The sequence below is a fragment of the Pseudomonas sp. CFBP 8758 genome, assembly GCF_014841725.1.
In the GTDB taxonomy this organism is placed as follows: Bacteria; Pseudomonadota; Gammaproteobacteria; order Pseudomonadales; family Pseudomonadaceae; genus Aquipseudomonas; species Aquipseudomonas baltica.
Genome location: NZ_JACYUK010000001.1, coordinates 43,311 through 58,640, shown reverse-complemented (window position 1 = coordinate 58,640; position 15,330 = coordinate 43,311). Strand labels below are relative to the sequence as shown.

General features: G+C 59.6%; 12 protein-coding genes and 1 tRNA gene. 4 read left to right on the top strand and 9 right to left on the bottom strand.

Translation table 11 applies throughout. The features are described from left to right. Window positions 1-143 precede the first annotated feature (143 nt). Together IFT75_RS00255 and IFT75_RS00250 are read right to left on the bottom strand one after the other, a co-directional pair. Window positions 144-962: a hypothetical protein gene (locus tag IFT75_RS00255; protein ID WP_122476646.1), complete on the bottom strand. Its 819-nt coding sequence runs from the start codon at window positions 960-962 to the stop codon at window positions 144-146. A 219-nt stretch (window positions 963-1,181) separates the two neighbouring features. Then, window positions 1,182-1,580, bottom strand: a complete 399-nt coding sequence (locus IFT75_RS00250; RefSeq protein ID WP_192052753.1) for a nuclear transport factor 2 family protein — start codon at window positions 1,578-1,580, stop codon at window positions 1,182-1,184. Between the two features lie 185 nt (window positions 1,581-1,765). On the opposite strand from IFT75_RS00250, the gene IFT75_RS00245 reads away from it, so the two are divergent. Genes IFT75_RS00245 through IFT75_RS00230 form a run of 4 tightly spaced genes read left to right on the top strand, consistent with a single transcriptional unit; the run spans window position 1,766 to window position 7,541 of the window. After that, window positions 1,766-2,959, top strand: a complete 1,194-nt coding sequence (locus tag IFT75_RS00245; protein ID WP_192052751.1) for an ABC transporter substrate-binding protein — start codon at window positions 1,766-1,768, stop codon at window positions 2,957-2,959. Between the two features lie 3 nt (window positions 2,960-2,962). Further along, window positions 2,963-3,832, top strand: coding sequence for a branched-chain amino acid ABC transporter permease (locus IFT75_RS00240; RefSeq protein WP_122476652.1), 870 nt, complete (start codon window positions 2,963-2,965; stop codon window positions 3,830-3,832). Then, entirely contained in the window at window positions 3,829-6,321 is a 2,493-nt protein-coding gene (locus IFT75_RS00235) for a branched-chain amino acid ABC transporter ATP-binding protein/permease (protein WP_192052749.1), read from the top strand. The genes IFT75_RS00240 and IFT75_RS00235 overlap by 4 nt, the downstream gene beginning before the upstream one ends. After that, a complete protein-coding gene (locus IFT75_RS00230; RefSeq protein ID WP_192052747.1) occupies window positions 6,318-7,541 on the top strand; it encodes an amidohydrolase family protein in 1,224 nt (407 codons plus the stop codon). The genes IFT75_RS00235 and IFT75_RS00230 overlap by 4 nt, the downstream gene beginning before the upstream one ends. Window positions 7,542-7,563: 22 nt before the next feature. On the opposite strand, the gene IFT75_RS00225 is transcribed toward IFT75_RS00230, so the two are convergent. The 7 genes from IFT75_RS00225 to IFT75_RS00195 form a co-directional block, all read right to left on the bottom strand. Continuing rightward, window positions 7,564-8,256 (bottom strand): GntR family transcriptional regulator, encoded by a 693-nt coding sequence (locus tag IFT75_RS00225; protein WP_122476658.1) that lies wholly within the window; start codon window positions 8,254-8,256, stop codon window positions 7,564-7,566. Window positions 8,257-8,332: 76 nt separating this feature from the next. Then, the gene (locus tag IFT75_RS00220; RefSeq protein ID WP_192052745.1) at window positions 8,333-9,904 is read right to left on the bottom strand and encodes a gamma-glutamyltransferase family protein; all 1,572 of its coding nucleotides are present in this window, start codon (window positions 9,902-9,904) and stop codon (window positions 8,333-8,335) included. A gap of 203 nt (window positions 9,905-10,107) precedes the next feature. Then, the gene (locus IFT75_RS00215) at window positions 10,108-11,274 is read right to left on the bottom strand and encodes an SMP-30/gluconolactonase/LRE family protein (RefSeq protein WP_192052743.1); all 1,167 of its coding nucleotides are present in this window, start codon (window positions 11,272-11,274) and stop codon (window positions 10,108-10,110) included. 601 nt (window positions 11,275-11,875) lie between these two features. Continuing rightward, window positions 11,876-12,700 carry a lipid II-degrading bacteriocin gene (locus IFT75_RS00210; RefSeq protein ID WP_122801033.1) on the bottom strand — a complete coding sequence of 275 codons (825 nt, stop codon included), beginning with the start codon at window positions 12,698-12,700 and terminating at the stop codon, window positions 11,876-11,878. A 925-nt stretch (window positions 12,701-13,625) separates the two neighbouring features. Next, a tRNA-Ser gene (locus IFT75_RS00205) sits at window positions 13,626-13,715 on the bottom strand. A gap of 93 nt (window positions 13,716-13,808) precedes the next feature. Then, the gene (gene purC / locus IFT75_RS00200) at window positions 13,809-14,522 is read right to left on the bottom strand and encodes a phosphoribosylaminoimidazolesuccinocarboxamide synthase (RefSeq protein ID WP_056843894.1); all 714 of its coding nucleotides are present in this window, start codon (window positions 14,520-14,522) and stop codon (window positions 13,809-13,811) included. 48 nt (window positions 14,523-14,570) lie between these two features. Beyond that, window positions 14,571-15,329 carry an MBL fold metallo-hydrolase gene (locus tag IFT75_RS00195; protein WP_122714075.1) on the bottom strand — a complete coding sequence of 253 codons (759 nt, stop codon included), beginning with the start codon at window positions 15,327-15,329 and terminating at the stop codon, window positions 14,571-14,573. Window position 15,330: the final 1 nt, after the last annotated feature.

Genomic DNA, 15,330 nt, shown 5'->3' with positions numbered 1-15,330 from the left:
CGCGCGTGAACCGGCCAACCACAACCAACCGGCAATCACCAGCGCAATTGGAAACATCACGGTGATAGCACCGTATTCCAACAACATGCATCACTCCTTCAAAATCGAACAGGCGGCGCCAGGCATGAAAGCCCGGCGCAACGTCAAAGCGTCTTGTTGAGCGTTATACGCGAGATATCATTCACCGCGATGTACTTCTTGGCATTCTTCGACACACGCATGCAACCAAACACCAGCACGTAGGCGCCGGCCAGGTCTTCCAGCTCATGGATGGGGAAACGCTGGGTGAAATCGTCGACCAGCGAACCGTCGACCACCACGCTCAAGTCCTGCCGCCCGCCGGTGTTGAGCCACAGGCTCGGCGGCTGATCGCCCGACTGCGCCGCGTCGGACACCAAGCCCCAGTAACCGCGCATGCGTTCCAGCTCATCGAACTCGGCGCGGGCGAACGGCACGAAGAAATCGCGCACCTTGAACAGCCCGCTTTCCACCGAAATCAACTGCTCGGAGCGACGGAAGTCCTCACTCAGGATCAAGTTCTTCAACAGCGTGCTCAACCGACGCTGACGCGTCTGCGCCCCCTGGGCGGCATGCCCGCCACTGTGCCGGCCCACCCCGTAGACCGGCTCGGTACCCTCCTCTACCCCGTAGTGACGCAGCGGCGCACCGAAGGCAAAGTCCACCTCGATGCGCTCGCCACGATTGACCACATCATCCTGCTCCAGCGTATCACCCCGATACGACTCACTTTGCGGGCCGCCCATGTCGCAGAAGTCGGCATGCGGCCGCGCACCGAAACACGACGCCTGGCCACTGCGCGCCGCCTTGCGATAGAACCCCGGCCCCAGGCAACGCGGGCACAACAGATTGCGCCGCATGACAGCCACGCAATTGGGGCTCAGCGCCTCGAATCCGGCGATGTCGTAAACGGTGTTGTTGATGGTGCACAAGGCGACGTCCATGCAGCTCTCCGGCTCAAGCGTTTGGTAAGGGAAAGCCGAAGGTTGGCAGGGGGTGGGGTGGGACGATAGGCAAAGGGGGGATTTTCAGATTTGTCCTACAGGGTTTCTTCAGCGCAGCCTATGTATGCAAGAGACCAGGGAGCGAGCCGGTAACCGGCTCACCCTGGACGCAGGTAGGGGCTGCTGGCCCCATGGAAAAAAATTTCGCGAGACCGCTTTTCAGGCCTTGGCAATCTCTGGCGCCAGCAGCCATTCGGCACTGTCATTCCAGACGTCCATGCGCACTATCTTGCCATTGCGTACCTCGAACCGATCCAGATAACGATTACCCGAGAAACTGCGGCCATCAGCCCACTCGCCGAACAGCGTGCCGTTCGAATACACCACGGTGTGATCGCCACGATCCATCCAGTCGAAGTTACCCAAGGCCTTTTTGACCCAAGCGTAACGTGAACCGTTGAACGCAGTGATTGCCTGGGGATCGGGCATCACCCGCCCGCCGGTAAAGGTGATCTGCACATCCTCACTCATGAACGTCGCAGCGCGGACCGGATCCGGCGCCATCGAAGCTTCGAGGAAACTGCTAACAATCTGTACGTCTTCGTTCATATCGATCATTGCCATAACTCCTGAATCAAGGGAAACCCGGCAACCAAGGATGCCTCTGCCTGGTGCGGAACGCTTTATTTTGGCGCGTAAACAGGCGCTCGGATGGCTAGTTAAGCCGTTTTCAAGGATGTAACGACTGGCACCCTACTTGCTAGCAATAAATATGCAAATGCTAGCAATCAGGAGAGTAAACCATGGCCACCTGGCTTCCAAACCTGCAACGTCTGCTGTTCCCCGTGGCTGCGGCAGCCACTCTCAACCTGGCAATGGTTCTGGGCGCGCACGCGGCCGAACCGCCGATCAAAGTCGGTCTGGTAGCCGCCCTCTCGGGTCAGTCGGCCAAGTCGGGCGAAGCCTTGACCCGCGGCCTGAGCATGGCCATCAATGAGGTCAACGCCCGTGGCGGCGTGCTTGGCCGTCAGTTGGAGTTGGTGCGCCGTGACGACGAAAGCAACCCGTCCAAAGGTATGCTCGCCGCCCGCGAACTGGTCCAGCGCGAGAAGGTCACTGTGCTGTTCGGCGGCTTGGACACGCCGGTTTCTCTGGCAATCGTACCGCTGGCCAATCAACTGAAAGTGCCGTTCATGGGCATCTGGGCGGCAGGTACGAAGATCACCGAGAACGGCGCGGCAGATAACTATGTGTTCCGCGTCTCTGCCGTCGACGAGCTGGTGGACGAGGCGCTGGTGCAATACGGCGTCGCCAACGGCATGAAAAAGCCGGGCATGATCCTTATCAATAACCCATGGGGCGAATCCAACGAGGCAGGTTTCAAACGTGCCCTGGAAAAACGCAGCCTGGCCAATGCCGGTGTCGAGCGCATCCAGGACAGCGATCTGGATGTAGTTCCGCAGTTGACGCGCCTGAAAAACGCCGGTGCGGACACATTGCTGATGGTCGGCAATGTGGGTCCATCGGCGCAGGTCGTGAAGTCTCTGGACCGCATGGGCTGGGACGTCCCGGTGGTTTCCCACTGGGGGCCGGCCGGTGGTCGCTTCGGCGAACTGGCAGGCCCCAATGCGTCCAAGGTGCATTTCATCCAGACCTACGTGTTCACCGAACACAACGGCGCCAAGGGCGATGCATTGCTGGCCGCATTGAAAACAGCCTACCCGCAGATCAAGACCGTGGCCGACGTGACCCCGGCAGTCGGGATTGCCAATGCGTACGACGCGCTGCATCTCGCTGCTCAAGCCATCGAAAAGGCCGGCAAAACGGACGGCCCGGCCGTGCGCGATGGTTTCTACGCCATCACCGACTATGACGGCTTGATCAAGCACTACAAGCAGCCGTTCAGCCCACCCAAGCATGACGCCCTGGGGCCTGACGACTATATCTTCAGCCACTTCGTCAACGACCAGATCGTACCGCTCAAGCCGCAGGAGTAAGCGATGTTCACCGCCGCCATTATCACCGGGCTTGGCCTGGGCAGCATGTATGCGTTGCTGGCGTTGGGTTTTCACCTGACCTACGTCGTATCGCGCACCGTCAACTTTGCCCAGGGCAGCGCCATGATGGTCGGTGCGGTGCTCGGCTACACGTTTTGCATCAACTGGGGCTGGCCACTGTGGCTGGGCGTGCCGCTGACACTGATCCTCTGTGCGCTGTATGGCCTGGCGATCGAGCGCTACCTGGTACGACCTTTCCACAGCCGCGGCTCGCAGGCCTGGCTGATGGCAACGGTGGCGGGCGGAATCCTGGTGGACAACCTTGCGCTGTTCACCTTCGGCAAGGAGCCTCGACAGTTCGAAAGCGCCTTGGTGAACCTGAATGTCGAGCTGTTCGGCAGCCACATCAGTGCCCTGCAATTGCTGATTCCGCTAGCGGGCGCTGCCGTCGCCTTGGCGCTGCATCTGGTGCGGCGTTACACCCGGTTGGGCAAGGTACTTGAAGCCTGCGTGCAGAATCCGCGCGCCGCGATGTTGATGGGCATCAACGTCAATCGTGTGGTGGCCATCGCCTTTGCGTTGTCGACCGTCTTCGCGGGGGTGGCGGGCCTGCTGATTGCGCCGCTGTTCAGCGTCAACGCGGAAATGGGCATGTTGTTCGGCCTGAAAGCCTTTGCGGTAGCGATTCTGGGCGGCATCGGCAGCGCCGGCGGGGTCTTTGCCGCCGGATTGCTGTTCGGCCTGACCGAAGCATTGATCACCTTGTACTTCGGCTCGGCATTCACCCAGATATTTACCTTCGCGCTGGTCATTCTGGCGCTGGCGATTCGTCCCAACGGTCTGTTTGGCAGCCGGGCATTGGTGAAAGTATGAACAACCTCAAAACCCTGGTCGCTCCGGCGTTCATCGCCTTGCTCGCTGTGCTGTCTGGCGTCCTGGCATTCACCCTCGACAGCTACTCGCTGTTGGTTTTCACCCTCTGTGCGCTGGCGGCAGTGGTCGGTGTGGGCCTGAACATCCTGATTGGCCTGAGCGGGCAAATTTCCTTCGGACATATCGCGTTCTACGCGATTGGCGCTTATGTATCGGCCCTGCTGAGCATGGCGGGATGGTCGTTGTGGCTGGCCCTGCCGATGGCCGGTGCCGTGGCGGGTCTGATCGGCGCGCTGTTGGCGATCCCCGCGCTTCGGGTCAGCGGCCCGTATCTGGCGATGATCACCATCGCCTTCTCGTTCGTGGTGCACCACGGCTTGATCGAATGGCGGGATGTAACAGGAGGCTCAAATGGCCTGATGGGTATCCCGTTGCCGGAGTTCGCCGGCCTTGATCCGGCGATCCTGCTCGCGCTGCTCGCCGCCACGCTGATGATCGGCGCGCTGTTGTTCTATCGGCGCCTGAGCAAGAGCGGCTGGGGCAAGGCCATGCTGGCGGTGAAAACCTCGGAAATCGCCGCGCGCTCGCTGGGCTTCAACCCGGTGATAAGTAAAACCCTGGCATTCGCATTGTCGGCGGCCTTGACCGGGCTGGCAGGTGGTTTGCTTGCGCCCTTGCTGATGTTCATCAACCCGGAGTCCTTCCCCTTCTCCCAATCCATCCTGTTCGTTCTGGCCGTGATCGTGGGCGGCAGCGGTATGCTGTTCGGGCCGCTGATCGGTGCCGTGTTGATCGTGCTGGTGCCGGAACTGCTGTCGGATTTCGCCGAATACCGGTTGCTGATCTTCTCCATACTGCTGCTGATCGTACTGTGGATCGCGCCCAACGGCTTGCTCGGTGCCCTCGCCCGGCGCGTGATCAAACCCGCTCGCCTGGTGCCGCCGACGTGCATCGATCACGCACGCGTCGCCGCTCATCTGCGCAGCCGCGGCCCGTCCTCAGGGCTGCGGGTTACCGATATCGGCATCCGCTTCGGCGGCGTACAGGCTGCGCAACACGTCAGTCTGCAGGCACCCGCCGGCAGTATCACCAGCATCATCGGCCCAAACGGCGCGGGCAAAACCACGGTTCTGAACATGATCAGCGGGTTTTACGCACCGGACAGCGGCCAGATCGAATTGCAACAACCGCTGGCTGGGCTGCCTGCCTGGAAGACGGCCCGGGCCGGCATTGCCCGTACGTACCAGACCACCTTGTTGTTCGGCGAACTGTCCGTGCTCGACAACCTGCTCGTGGCGATGCAGAAGGGGCGCCTGGGCCTGCCGTTCAGCCGTGCCCTGGAAACGCAACGCAGCCTGGCGCTGGAGTTGCTGGCGTTGGTGGGCTATCGCGGCGAAGTGAATATTGCCGCCGAGGATTTGCCCCACGTAGACCGCCGCCTGGTGGAAATAGCCCGGGCGCTGGCGACTGCACCGACCGTGCTATTGCTGGACGAGCCAGCGGCAGGCCTCAGCCGTCGCGACACCGACGACCTGGCGGTACTGCTGCGCAAGCTGGCGGATTTTGGCCTCACAGTGATTCTGGTCGAGCACGACATGGCACTGGTGATGTCGGTGTCCGAGCATTTACTGGTGCTCGACGCGGGCAAGCCGATTGCGTCGGGGCCACCCTCCGAAATCCGCCAGAACCCGCAAGTGATCGCCGCGTATCTGGGCGGCACCGACTACCAAGCCACCCCGCGCGCGCAACCCTGGGCGGGTAGCCGCGACGCGCGTTTGTACGTCAAGGATCTGGTCATTGATTACGGCGCGTCCGCCGTGGTCAACAAGGTCAATCTGCTGGTGAATCCCGGCGAACTGGTGGCCATCCTCGGCGCGAACGGCGCGGGTAAATCCAGCATCCTGCAATGCCTGGCCGGCCTGCATCGCGCCAGCAGCGGCAGCATCCTGCTCGACAACGAAAATATCGAACAAACCAGTGCCAGCCTGATCGCCGCGCAGGGCCTGGCGTTGGTACCCGAAGGTCGTCAGGTCTTTCCTTACCTGAGCGTGCGCGACAATTTGTTACTGGGTGGTTACTCACGTCGCGAAGCCTTCGATACCGACGCTGAAATCGAGGCCATCCTCAAGCGCTTCCCTCGTCTGCGCGATCGCATCGACAACCCGGCCGGTCTGCTGTCCGGTGGCGAGCAACAGATGGTCGCGGTGGGTCGCGGCCTGATGGCAAAGCCGAAAATCCTTCTGCTCGATGAACCGTCGCTGGGCCTTTCACCTGCCATGATCGGCGAGCTTTACGACGCGCTGGCTGCGCTGCGCGACGAGGGTGTGACCATTCTGCTGGTAGACCAGATGGCCAACCTCGCGCTGCAAGTGGCTGACCGCGCGTATGTGCTGGAAACCGGAACCATTGTGAAGTCTGGCAACGCCGCGCAATTGCGCGACGACAAAGATCTGGCCGCGGCCTACCTGGGCGAAGGAGTCAGCGCATGAACGCTTTGCAGATCATCAATGCGCGGCTTGGCGACGGTAACCACCTGACCCAGCTGCAGGTAGAGAACGGCTATTTCGTCGACGCCTGGAGTGCCGACACACACCAGTGGGACACCCTTGATCTGCAGGGGCAGCTCATCATGCCCGGCCTGATCGAAACCCACATTCATCTGGACAAGGCCTGCATCATGCAGCGCTGCCACCTGCAGGAAGGCACGCTGGCCGAAGCGGTGGCCCAGACCCGAGCGGCGAAAGCGGGGTTTACCGAAGACGATGTGTATCGGCGCGGCGCTCAGGTGCTGGACAAAGCCATCGTGCAAGGCACGACACACATGCGCACCCATGTCGAGTTGGACCCGCAGATCGGCTTGACCGGCTTCCATGCCATTCGCCGCTTGCAGGCTGACTATGCCTGGGCGATCAGCCTGGAGCTGTGTGTGTTCCCGCAGGAAGGGCTGCTGAACAACCCGGGCACCGAAGCACTGTTGTGCGAGGCACTGGAAAGTGGCGCAACAGTCCTGGGCGGGTGTCCGTACATGGACAGCGACCCGCTGGGACAGATCCAGCGCTTGTTCGAATTGGCTACGCGTTACGACTGCGACCTTGACCTGCATCTGGATTTCGATTTGAACCCCGAAGGCCTGACCGTCATGGAAGTCGCACGCTGTACGCGGCTGCATGGCTGGGGCGGACGCGTGACCATCGGCCATGTGACCAAGCTGTCCGCCCTGCCCAGGGAATCATTGACGGTAATCGCCCTCGAGCTGGCCGAAGCGGGCGTACAGGTGACCTGCCTGCCCAGCACCGACCTGTTCCTGATGGGTCGCGAGGTGTTCCACAACAAACCTCGGGGGCTGGCGCCGCTGGCGTATCTGCACGCCTGTGGCGTGACGTGTTCGGTGTCTACCAACAATGTCGGCAATCCGTTTACGCCCTATGGCGATGCCTCGCTGGTGCGTCAGGCCAATCTGTTCGCCAACGTCTGTCAGATGGGTACTGTAGGGCAGCTGCTGCAATGCCTGGCTTGGGTCTCCAGCGAGTCGGCACGCCTGCTCAGGCTGAAAAATTACGGCCTGCTACCAGGCTGCCGCGCCGACTTCATCGTCTTCGACGCGCCCTCACCCGCTGCGGTGATCGCCGAGATCAGCGCCCCGGTGATGGGTTTCAAGGGTGGCAGGCAAACCTTCAGCAGACCGGCGGGGAAGTTGCTGAGGCCGTGATCGAACAGGCAACGCCTGCGCATCAGCCACGCAGCGCTTGCTTGAGGTTGAACTCCTCCAGCGCTCGCTCTTCCAGCGCCAGCTGCCCTTCCAGTTCGTCCAGGTGTTCGAGCATGACCGCCACGGCCCGTGCATTATCGCCTTGCTCCAGCGCGGTAATGATTTCCTGATGCTCATCCGACGCGCACGACGGCACGTCGTTACGCTGGTACAGCGCCACGATCAACGAGCTGCGCACCATCAGGTTGCCCAGGATATCGCTGAGCACGGTATTGCCGCTGATCTCGCCGAGCAGCAGGTGAAATTCGCTCAGCTCGCGAACGATGGCGCGGCGATCGGTATCGCTGGTGGCTTTGCGTTCGTTACTCATATGGCTGGCAATGCGTTGCCGCTGTTTGCGCATCACGGCCGGGGTAATGGCCTCGACAATGGCCCGCTCGATGGCACGACGGGCGCTGAAGATGTCCCGCGCTTCCTTCGCCGTCGGCTGGGCAACCATGGCGCCGCGATTGGCTTCGATGGTCACGACTTTCTGCATCGCCAGGCGCTGTAGCGCGACCTGCACATGATTGCGGTTGGCCTGCAAGGTTTCGACGATGTGGGCTTCGACCAACCGGGTGCCGGGCGGCAGGCGATGTTGGGCAATGGCCTTGAACAACGCATCGACGATACGCTGCACCTCGAGCTGTTTGGCAGTGACGGTACTCAACCCCATCGTTTCCTCTGTTGTCTGGAAGGCCTCATGCCTATACACGAGATGCCCCGTATCCGGCAAATGCCCGGTTCGGCCCTCAGTCTACCTGGCCAAGGGCCGTACCCTCACCTCGCGGATCATGCATGGCGCTGCGCCGACCCTGGGCATCAATGGCAATGATACCGGCATGGCCCGTCATCGGGCTCTGCGCAGCTATGATTTCCACCTCATGGCCGAGCGCCGCCAGGCCTTCGATGGTCGCGGCAGGCATATCGCCCTCGAGCTTGAGGTTGTCGGTGCTGTCGAAAAAACTGCGGCCCAACAGAAAGCGCGGAGTCGCCAGCGCCTGATCGATGGGCTGCCGATAGTCGATGAGCTGAGTCGCCAGAACCATCTGCGTCTGCGGTTGGCCATCGCCCCCCTGCGTGCCGAAGAACCAGCGCTGGCCATCGTCCGCCAGGTAACAGGACGGGTTGAGCGTGTGCGCGGGACGCTTGCCGGGAGCCCAGCCATTGACGTGCTCGGGGTTGGCGTTGAAACCCGCAGCACGGTTCTGCCATAGCACCCCGGTGTCACCCAGAATACAGCCAGAGCCGAAGTCGTGAAACAAACTCTGGATGAGGCAGGCCGTGCGGCCCTGGGCATCGGTCGCCGCCATCCACACCGTATCGGCCGGACGTCCCGGCTCGTTCCACGGCGCTGCACGCTGGTCGTCGATGGCATCGGCATACCCTTGGATGTGCCGTTCATCGAGACTGGCGGCAAAATCCCAAGGCGTGTTCAGGGGGTCGCACAACTGCGCGTTTCGGCGCAGCAGGCCTTGCTTGATGGCTTCGACCAGGTAGTGGTAGTAAAGCGCGCCGCCGTTGCCGACCCGCGCGAGTGGCTTATGCTGCAGCGCGGCCATGGCTTGCAACGTATAAAGCCCCTGGCACGGCGGTGCAACGTTATAGAGATGGCCCTGGCGGTAACGTACCGAGATCGGGGCCACCAGCGGTGCACGCGTAGCCGCCAGGTCGGCCTGGGTCAAGCCACAACCGAGCCGATCGAACGCCGCACCGAAGGCGTGGGCCAACTCGCCCTGATAGAAGTCCTCGACACCGTGCCTGGCCAGATGCCGCAAGGTATTGGCCAGCGCCGGCTGGCGCAGCGTATCGCCTGCGCGTAGCCAACGCCCATCGGTTTTGCAGACACCGTGCAGGTCCGGCAACTGCTCGATGAGTGGCTGCCGCAATGTCTGCCAAAACAGCTGCGACTGTGAAACCGGCGTGCCCGCCTCCGCCACACTGGCGGCGTCCTGCAACAGGTCGGCCCACCCAAGATGGGAACCCCACTCATGTCGGCTGATCGTCGCCGCCGTCTGCCAACTCGCCAGCGCACCCGCCGTGGTGGCGACCGACGACGGCCCCCTCAAACCGATGATTCCACCCTCAGGCAAACGCTGCCCAGCCTGCCCGATCCCCACGATGGTGCGCACCTGAGTGTCGTGGATCATCCACAGGGCATCCCCGCCCAGGCCGGTCATGTGCGGGAAAACCACGGCGAGCATGGCGCTGGCTGCCAACATGGCATCAATGGCAGTGCCACCGGCTTCAAGGATCTGCATCCCAGCGGCACTGGCCTGGGCGTGAGGCGTGCAGATCACCGCACGAGAGGAGGTAGCGATCATGATTTGGGGGCCCCGGCTTTGCTAGCTATCTATAAATTTATTGTTAGCAGAGCAATATGTGTGCCGTGGTTTTTACTGGTGGCGGATGAGGCTGGGGGGGCATGGATAGCAAAGGGGTTTCTACGATTGAAGTCGTCTGGGTACTCGGACCTGTCCGGAGGGATTGCGCGGTCAGCGGGAGCACGATTGTGCCCCCGCTCCAGTCATTGTGCAGCGTCGAACTGCGGGGTTGCCTCGATAGGCGCCCTGACCAACAGATAAGGCGGCTGCCGGGTGTCGAATCCCTTGCCCATCCGGCTCCACTGCCCCAGCGTCACGTACACCGAACCGGCGGTCACGAATACCCCGTCCGGCCACACCAGTCGCGGGTCACGCACGACCACGTCGAGGCGGCCATCCGGCCAGCGACGCAGCACCTGATGATGCTCGGCATCGGTCATGTACAAGCGGCCCTGAGCATCCATGTCCATCCCGTCGACCATCACTTTCTCCCCTTCATCCTTGATCTGCTCAGCCAGTTGTCGATCATCGAGACTGAAGTCAGCAAGAGCCGCGGTCGGCAGGCTCCACAGGTGTCGACTGGTGAGCGGCGAGTAGAACAAACGCGAGCTGTCGGGCGTCAGCGCCAGACCATCGACGCCACCATGAGGAAATGCGCTGTTCTTGCCGTCGTAGCGCATGGGCACACCGTCGAGCTGGGTGACGAAATCTTTTTGCGCAACGATGGAGGGGTGACCGGCGAGCACACGACGCTGCTTGCCGGTGGCCAGATCCACCACCACCAAGGCCGGGTCGTCGCCGAAGGATGAATCGGCGACATAAGCGGTGCCTTGGCTGCCGTGGGTGAGATCGATGCGCAGGTCATTCATGTGGCTGTCTTGACGCAAGGCATCCTTGAGCTCGATGGAGGTCGCGATGCTGTTGCTGCTCAGGTCGATACCCACCACCTTCGCTGCACCCGCCGGAATGCCCTGCTTGCCTGCGCGTTTGCCATCGTCGATCAACCAGAGGCGCCCACGCTTGTCCAGGGTCATGCCATGCAGGGAAACAATCCGCTTGGCGTCGGATAGTTCAGACGGCAGGCTGACGGCGGCGGAGGGATAGGGAACCAGCTTGCCGTTGACCAACTCGCCCAGCGTCATGCCCGCGTGATCCTCGGCATGACGCGGAAAGCCAACAAACGTGCGCCCTTCCGGGGTCACCACGATACCTGACGGGCCTGGGCCGTTGAACGCCGCCACCTCTTGGATCGAACCGATGGGAACCAGGCTGCGATCGATGGTCTCGGCATGGGCTGCGTTCACTGCCAGCGCCAATGTTGCGGCCGCCAGGACGGGGATTGAGGTTCGCTTCAATAGGTTTCTGTTCATCCGTTCCAGGCTCCTTCGGGATGAGATGGACTGGTATAGGGTTGATCCTGAAACCGGTTTCAGGATCAACCGAAAAAAAACCTGCTCAGGTACCGATAGGAACAGACGCCGCGACAGGTTCATGGGTATTGAAGGGAATTGGGGTGGGGAAGTTCCACTGGATGGGTGACGACATATGGTTGGGGTTTGACTGAAAGGTCGTTATCGGCCTGGGCGTTCAGATAAAAGTGGTAGGCGCCGGAGATTATCAGGGCTATGTAGACACCGAAACGAGGCTTGATGCGTGACTCTTAGATCATTTGTGTACGGACCGTACTTTTAACAAGTTAACTTGATTCATATCTCACGGCATAATCGCAAATTGATCAATCTTGTTTTCCCAGTCATCTGCCGCTAACGGAACCCTCGACACCTAACTCTCACACCGATTATTAAAATGTATCAGGACAAAATTCGGGGCTGCGATGGGCCATGAACCCTTAGCGACCGGACGAGTAGCCTTACACTCATTCATCACCCATCGCACCGTAACGTCTCTCCATCAGAAATTTGAAAAAGAATATATGACCGAGTTACTCAAGAACGCCTAAAGCTAAAAAGGTTACTCCCCATTAATTTCAAAGCTAATGGGCAACTCGCCAATTAGTTTTATTTCGAAAGGTTGCGCGGGGCTATAGGTTTGAATGAAATTTAAAACTTTGGTAGAAGCCTCCCCAAACTCGGACCTGTGGCTAGAGAGGTTCGCATCATACGTATCGTCCCACGCCTTAACCGAGCCTGAAAAAGAAACAGTTTCTCCAGTCTTATTTATGTCACCCTCAATTTTCAGCGTTATGTCACCCAGAAACGCGCCAGTCACTAGTGAGTCATTAGACGTTGAATACGCCAGCTTATCAATATACAAATGACTAACGCCCTGATCGGCAGACATCATTGCACTATGCACTTTACCAAACTCACCAATTTCAAAGTGCAAACCAAGATTGTTTATATTAGCCCACATAGGCGTTCCTGATGCCGCCACCGAATGAAACAGTGCGGCCGCCGGGGAGTACACGCTTCCTGAAAGCTCACCATCATAATGTCGCATAACGTCTGCAAAAACGCCGTACCCCCAGTTAACACTGATGGCGTTATCGATAGTACTTGCGCCTTTGGCTACCAAGTAGTCAGCTACTGATGCTTTCTCAAACGCCATCATCGCTTCATCCTTGCCCCAAACAAGTGCCGAGTTCAAAGCGCTTTTCCAGTCACCCTTTTTATACATATCCTCCCTGAATAGCTCGTCTGCCGCCTGCTGTGCAAACAGCCAGTACGCAGATGAGTAGGCAATCATGTCGCCCGCGCCCGATAGGTGTATACCCATGTCGTTAAAATAGGGAGAGTTCGCGCCAACGTGGCTGGGTGGCAAAACTAGAGCTGCCATGACAAAGTCCTTTTAAGAAATTTTAGTTTGACCCCTCGAAATCTAACGCAGAAGACATACACGCGTGCTTCCGGAGGCTCGACCAAATCTTACAAAGAACCGGAAAATTATAACAACCCTATTAATTGCTAAGTTCTTTCGACATATTTCTCAATTCAGCGTATGTAGATTTGCCACCCATAACAAACAGTTACATAATCGTACTGCACGTAATCCAGCACTGATCTATAGCGATCTAGATTTACTGAAAGCTTCTTTATTTATCCCATAAAGCCTGCATCACATGGGCAAAATCATTCCCTGCTGGAAACCCTGGAAAAAACCCCTATAGGGATTTTTTCGGAGCCACCCCACCTAGTTCCCTAACCGACAGCTCCACACTGCCCGCGCACGACACAAGCGCGAAGTACTCTTTGCCAGGGCTGTCTACCGAAACTATCCAGCCTTTGGTCGAGGGGCTATATTCTTCATCATGAAATATCTGGACGAAACTACCCCCTTGATTCGGCTTGAACCTATCAAAGTAGGCCCGCACCGATCTCTCCAGAAAGTCTCTCCCTGCCTGGGGGCATGGTTCGATCTGCCGTTTTTCGCAGCCCATCATAAAAAAACAGCATGCAGTTATTACAATCATTCTGAACGAGCACATTTGTTCCTTCCTTTGAATAGTAGGCGACCCTGCCGTTGGGTTTTCGTTTGACCGCTGGAACTTTACTCGGTCCGATGTGAAACGCGTCTGATTTTTTGAAAGCTGCTGTGTCGATATTGTGGGCGCCAAACAGGATTCGCAGAGGCCAGCATTGCGCTGAAAGCCATGGACTGAAGCGTCAAGGGCTGGCCGGCTGCAGACGCACAGGCACCCACTACTTAAATCCCTGACACAAAAAAGCCCCGAGGCTATAAGCACTCGGGGCTTTTCAAATAATGGCGGAGAGATAGGGATTCGAACCCTAGGTACCGGTGAAGGTACAACGGATTTCGAATCCGTCCCATTCGGCCACTCTGGCATCTCTCCAACGGCGCGAATCATACCAGCGTCTGCGCCAAACGCGAAGCCCCTGATGCAAAATAATTTGCGAATTCAGGCGCTTGCGCGTCTGCAGCGGTGTTACAGCGGCACGCCCAGACGATTGGCCACTTCTTCGTAGGCTTCGATCACGTCGCCCAGGCCTTGACGGAAGCGGTCCTTGTCCATTTTCTTGCGGGTGTCCTTGTCCCACAGGCGGCAGCCGTCGGGGCTGAATTCGTCGCCCAGGACGATGGAGCCGTCGCTGAACACGCCGAACTCGAGCTTGAAGTCCACCAGCAGCAGGCCGGCGTCGTCGAACAGCTTGGTCAGTACGTCGTTGACCTTGAGCGACAGCTCTTTCATTTTCGCCAGTTGCTCGGCGGTGCCCCAGCCGAATGCCACTACGTGGGATTCGTTGATGAAGGGGTCACCCTTGGCGTCGTCCTTGAGGAACAGCTCGAAGGTGTACGGGTTCAGCTTCATGCCTTCTTCGACGCCCAGGCGCTTGACCAGGCTACCGGCAGCGTAGTTGCGCACCACGCATTCGACCGGAATCATGTCGAGCTTCTTGACCAGCACTTCGTTGTCGGCCAGCAGCTTGTCGAATTGGGTCGGGATGCCAGCGGCTTCCAGTTTCTGCATGATGAAGGCGTTGAACTTGTTGTTCACCATGCCCTTGCGGTCGAGCTGTTCGATGCGCTTGCCGTCGAACGCCGAGGTGTCGTTGCGAAACAGCAGGATCAAGCGGTCGGCGTCGTCGGTCTTGTACACCGACTTGGCTTTGCCGCGGTAGAGTTCTTCACGTTTTTCCATGATGGGCTCCGCTTGCTAAAAGTATGGGCTAGGCGCCCCTTTGGGACGCTAGGCGATGTGGCGCCAGTCGAGCCCTGAATCTTGGTCGGCCAGTTGCAGCCAGTCCGCATCGCACCCCAGGGTGTCGACGAAGCATTGCCGGGCCAGCTGCGGCAGGTTGTTCTTGCTGCTCAGGTGGGCCAGCACCAGGTGTTGCAGGTTCTGCCAGCCCAACTGAGCCACCAGGCCGGCAGCCTGATGATTGTTCAAATGGCCCCAATCACCGCCGACGCGCTGCTTGAGAAAATAAGGGTAGTGCCCACGGGCAAGCATGTCGCGGCAGTGGTTGCTTTCGATCATCAGGGCATCCAGGCCCTGGTAGTGGTCACGCACCCTGGCGCAGTGGGAGCCCAGGTCGGTCAGCAGGCCGAAGCGTCGCTTGCCGTCGCTGAACACGTACTGGGTAGGCTCCAGGGCGTCATGGGCCACGGCAACCACTTCGATACGCAACGCACCGATTTCCAGCACGTCGCCGCAGCGCACATGGGTGCGTACCGGTACAGGCTTGCGCAGCCCGCGCTCGGTGCCGAGGCTCATGTAGACAGGCACGCCATGGCGGCGCGCCAGCAGCTCCACGCCATGCACGTGGTCGGCATGTTCGTGGGTCACCAGCACGGCGCTTAATTGCGCGGCGCTCAGGCCCAGGCGGGCCAGCCGACGTTCGGTTTCGCGCAGGGAGAAACCGCAATCGACCAGCACATGGGTGTCTTCGCTGCTGATCAGCGTGCCATTCCCTTGGCTACCGCTGCCGAGAACGGCAAAACGCATC

What these genes read in the sequence shown, in the direction of transcription:
- IFT75_RS00210 (WP_122801033.1), bottom strand. Translation starts at nt 12,700, where the DNA reads ATGGCAGCTCTAGTTTTGCCACCCAGCCACGTTGGCGCGAACTCTCCC.
- IFT75_RS00250 (WP_192052753.1), bottom strand. Translation starts at nt 1,580, where the DNA reads ATGATCGATATGAACGAAGACGTACAGATTGTTAGCAGTTTCCTCGAA.
- purC (WP_056843894.1), bottom strand. Translation starts at nt 14,522, where the DNA reads ATGGAAAAACGTGAAGAACTCTACCGCGGCAAAGCCAAGTCGGTGTAC.
- IFT75_RS00240 (WP_122476652.1), top strand. Translation starts at nt 2,963, where the DNA reads ATGTTCACCGCCGCCATTATCACCGGGCTTGGCCTGGGCAGCATGTAT.
- IFT75_RS00215 (WP_192052743.1), bottom strand. Translation starts at nt 11,274, where the DNA reads ATGAACAGAAACCTATTGAAGCGAACCTCAATCCCCGTCCTGGCGGCC.
- IFT75_RS00225 (WP_122476658.1), bottom strand. Translation starts at nt 8,256, where the DNA reads ATGGGGTTGAGTACCGTCACTGCCAAACAGCTCGAGGTGCAGCGTATC.
- IFT75_RS00245 (WP_192052751.1), top strand. Translation starts at nt 1,766, where the DNA reads ATGGCCACCTGGCTTCCAAACCTGCAACGTCTGCTGTTCCCCGTGGCT.
- IFT75_RS00220 (WP_192052745.1), bottom strand. Translation starts at nt 9,904, where the DNA reads ATGATCGCTACCTCCTCTCGTGCGGTGATCTGCACGCCTCACGCCCAG.
- IFT75_RS00255 (WP_122476646.1), bottom strand. Translation starts at nt 962, where the DNA reads ATGGACGTCGCCTTGTGCACCATCAACAACACCGTTTACGACATCGCC.
- IFT75_RS00195 (WP_122714075.1), bottom strand. Translation starts at nt 15,329, where the DNA reads ATGCGTTTTGCCGTTCTCGGCAGCGGTAGCCAAGGGAATGGCACGCTG.
- IFT75_RS00235 (WP_192052749.1), top strand. Translation starts at nt 3,829, where the DNA reads ATGAACAACCTCAAAACCCTGGTCGCTCCGGCGTTCATCGCCTTGCTC.
- IFT75_RS00230 (WP_192052747.1), top strand. Translation starts at nt 6,318, where the DNA reads ATGAACGCTTTGCAGATCATCAATGCGCGGCTTGGCGACGGTAACCAC.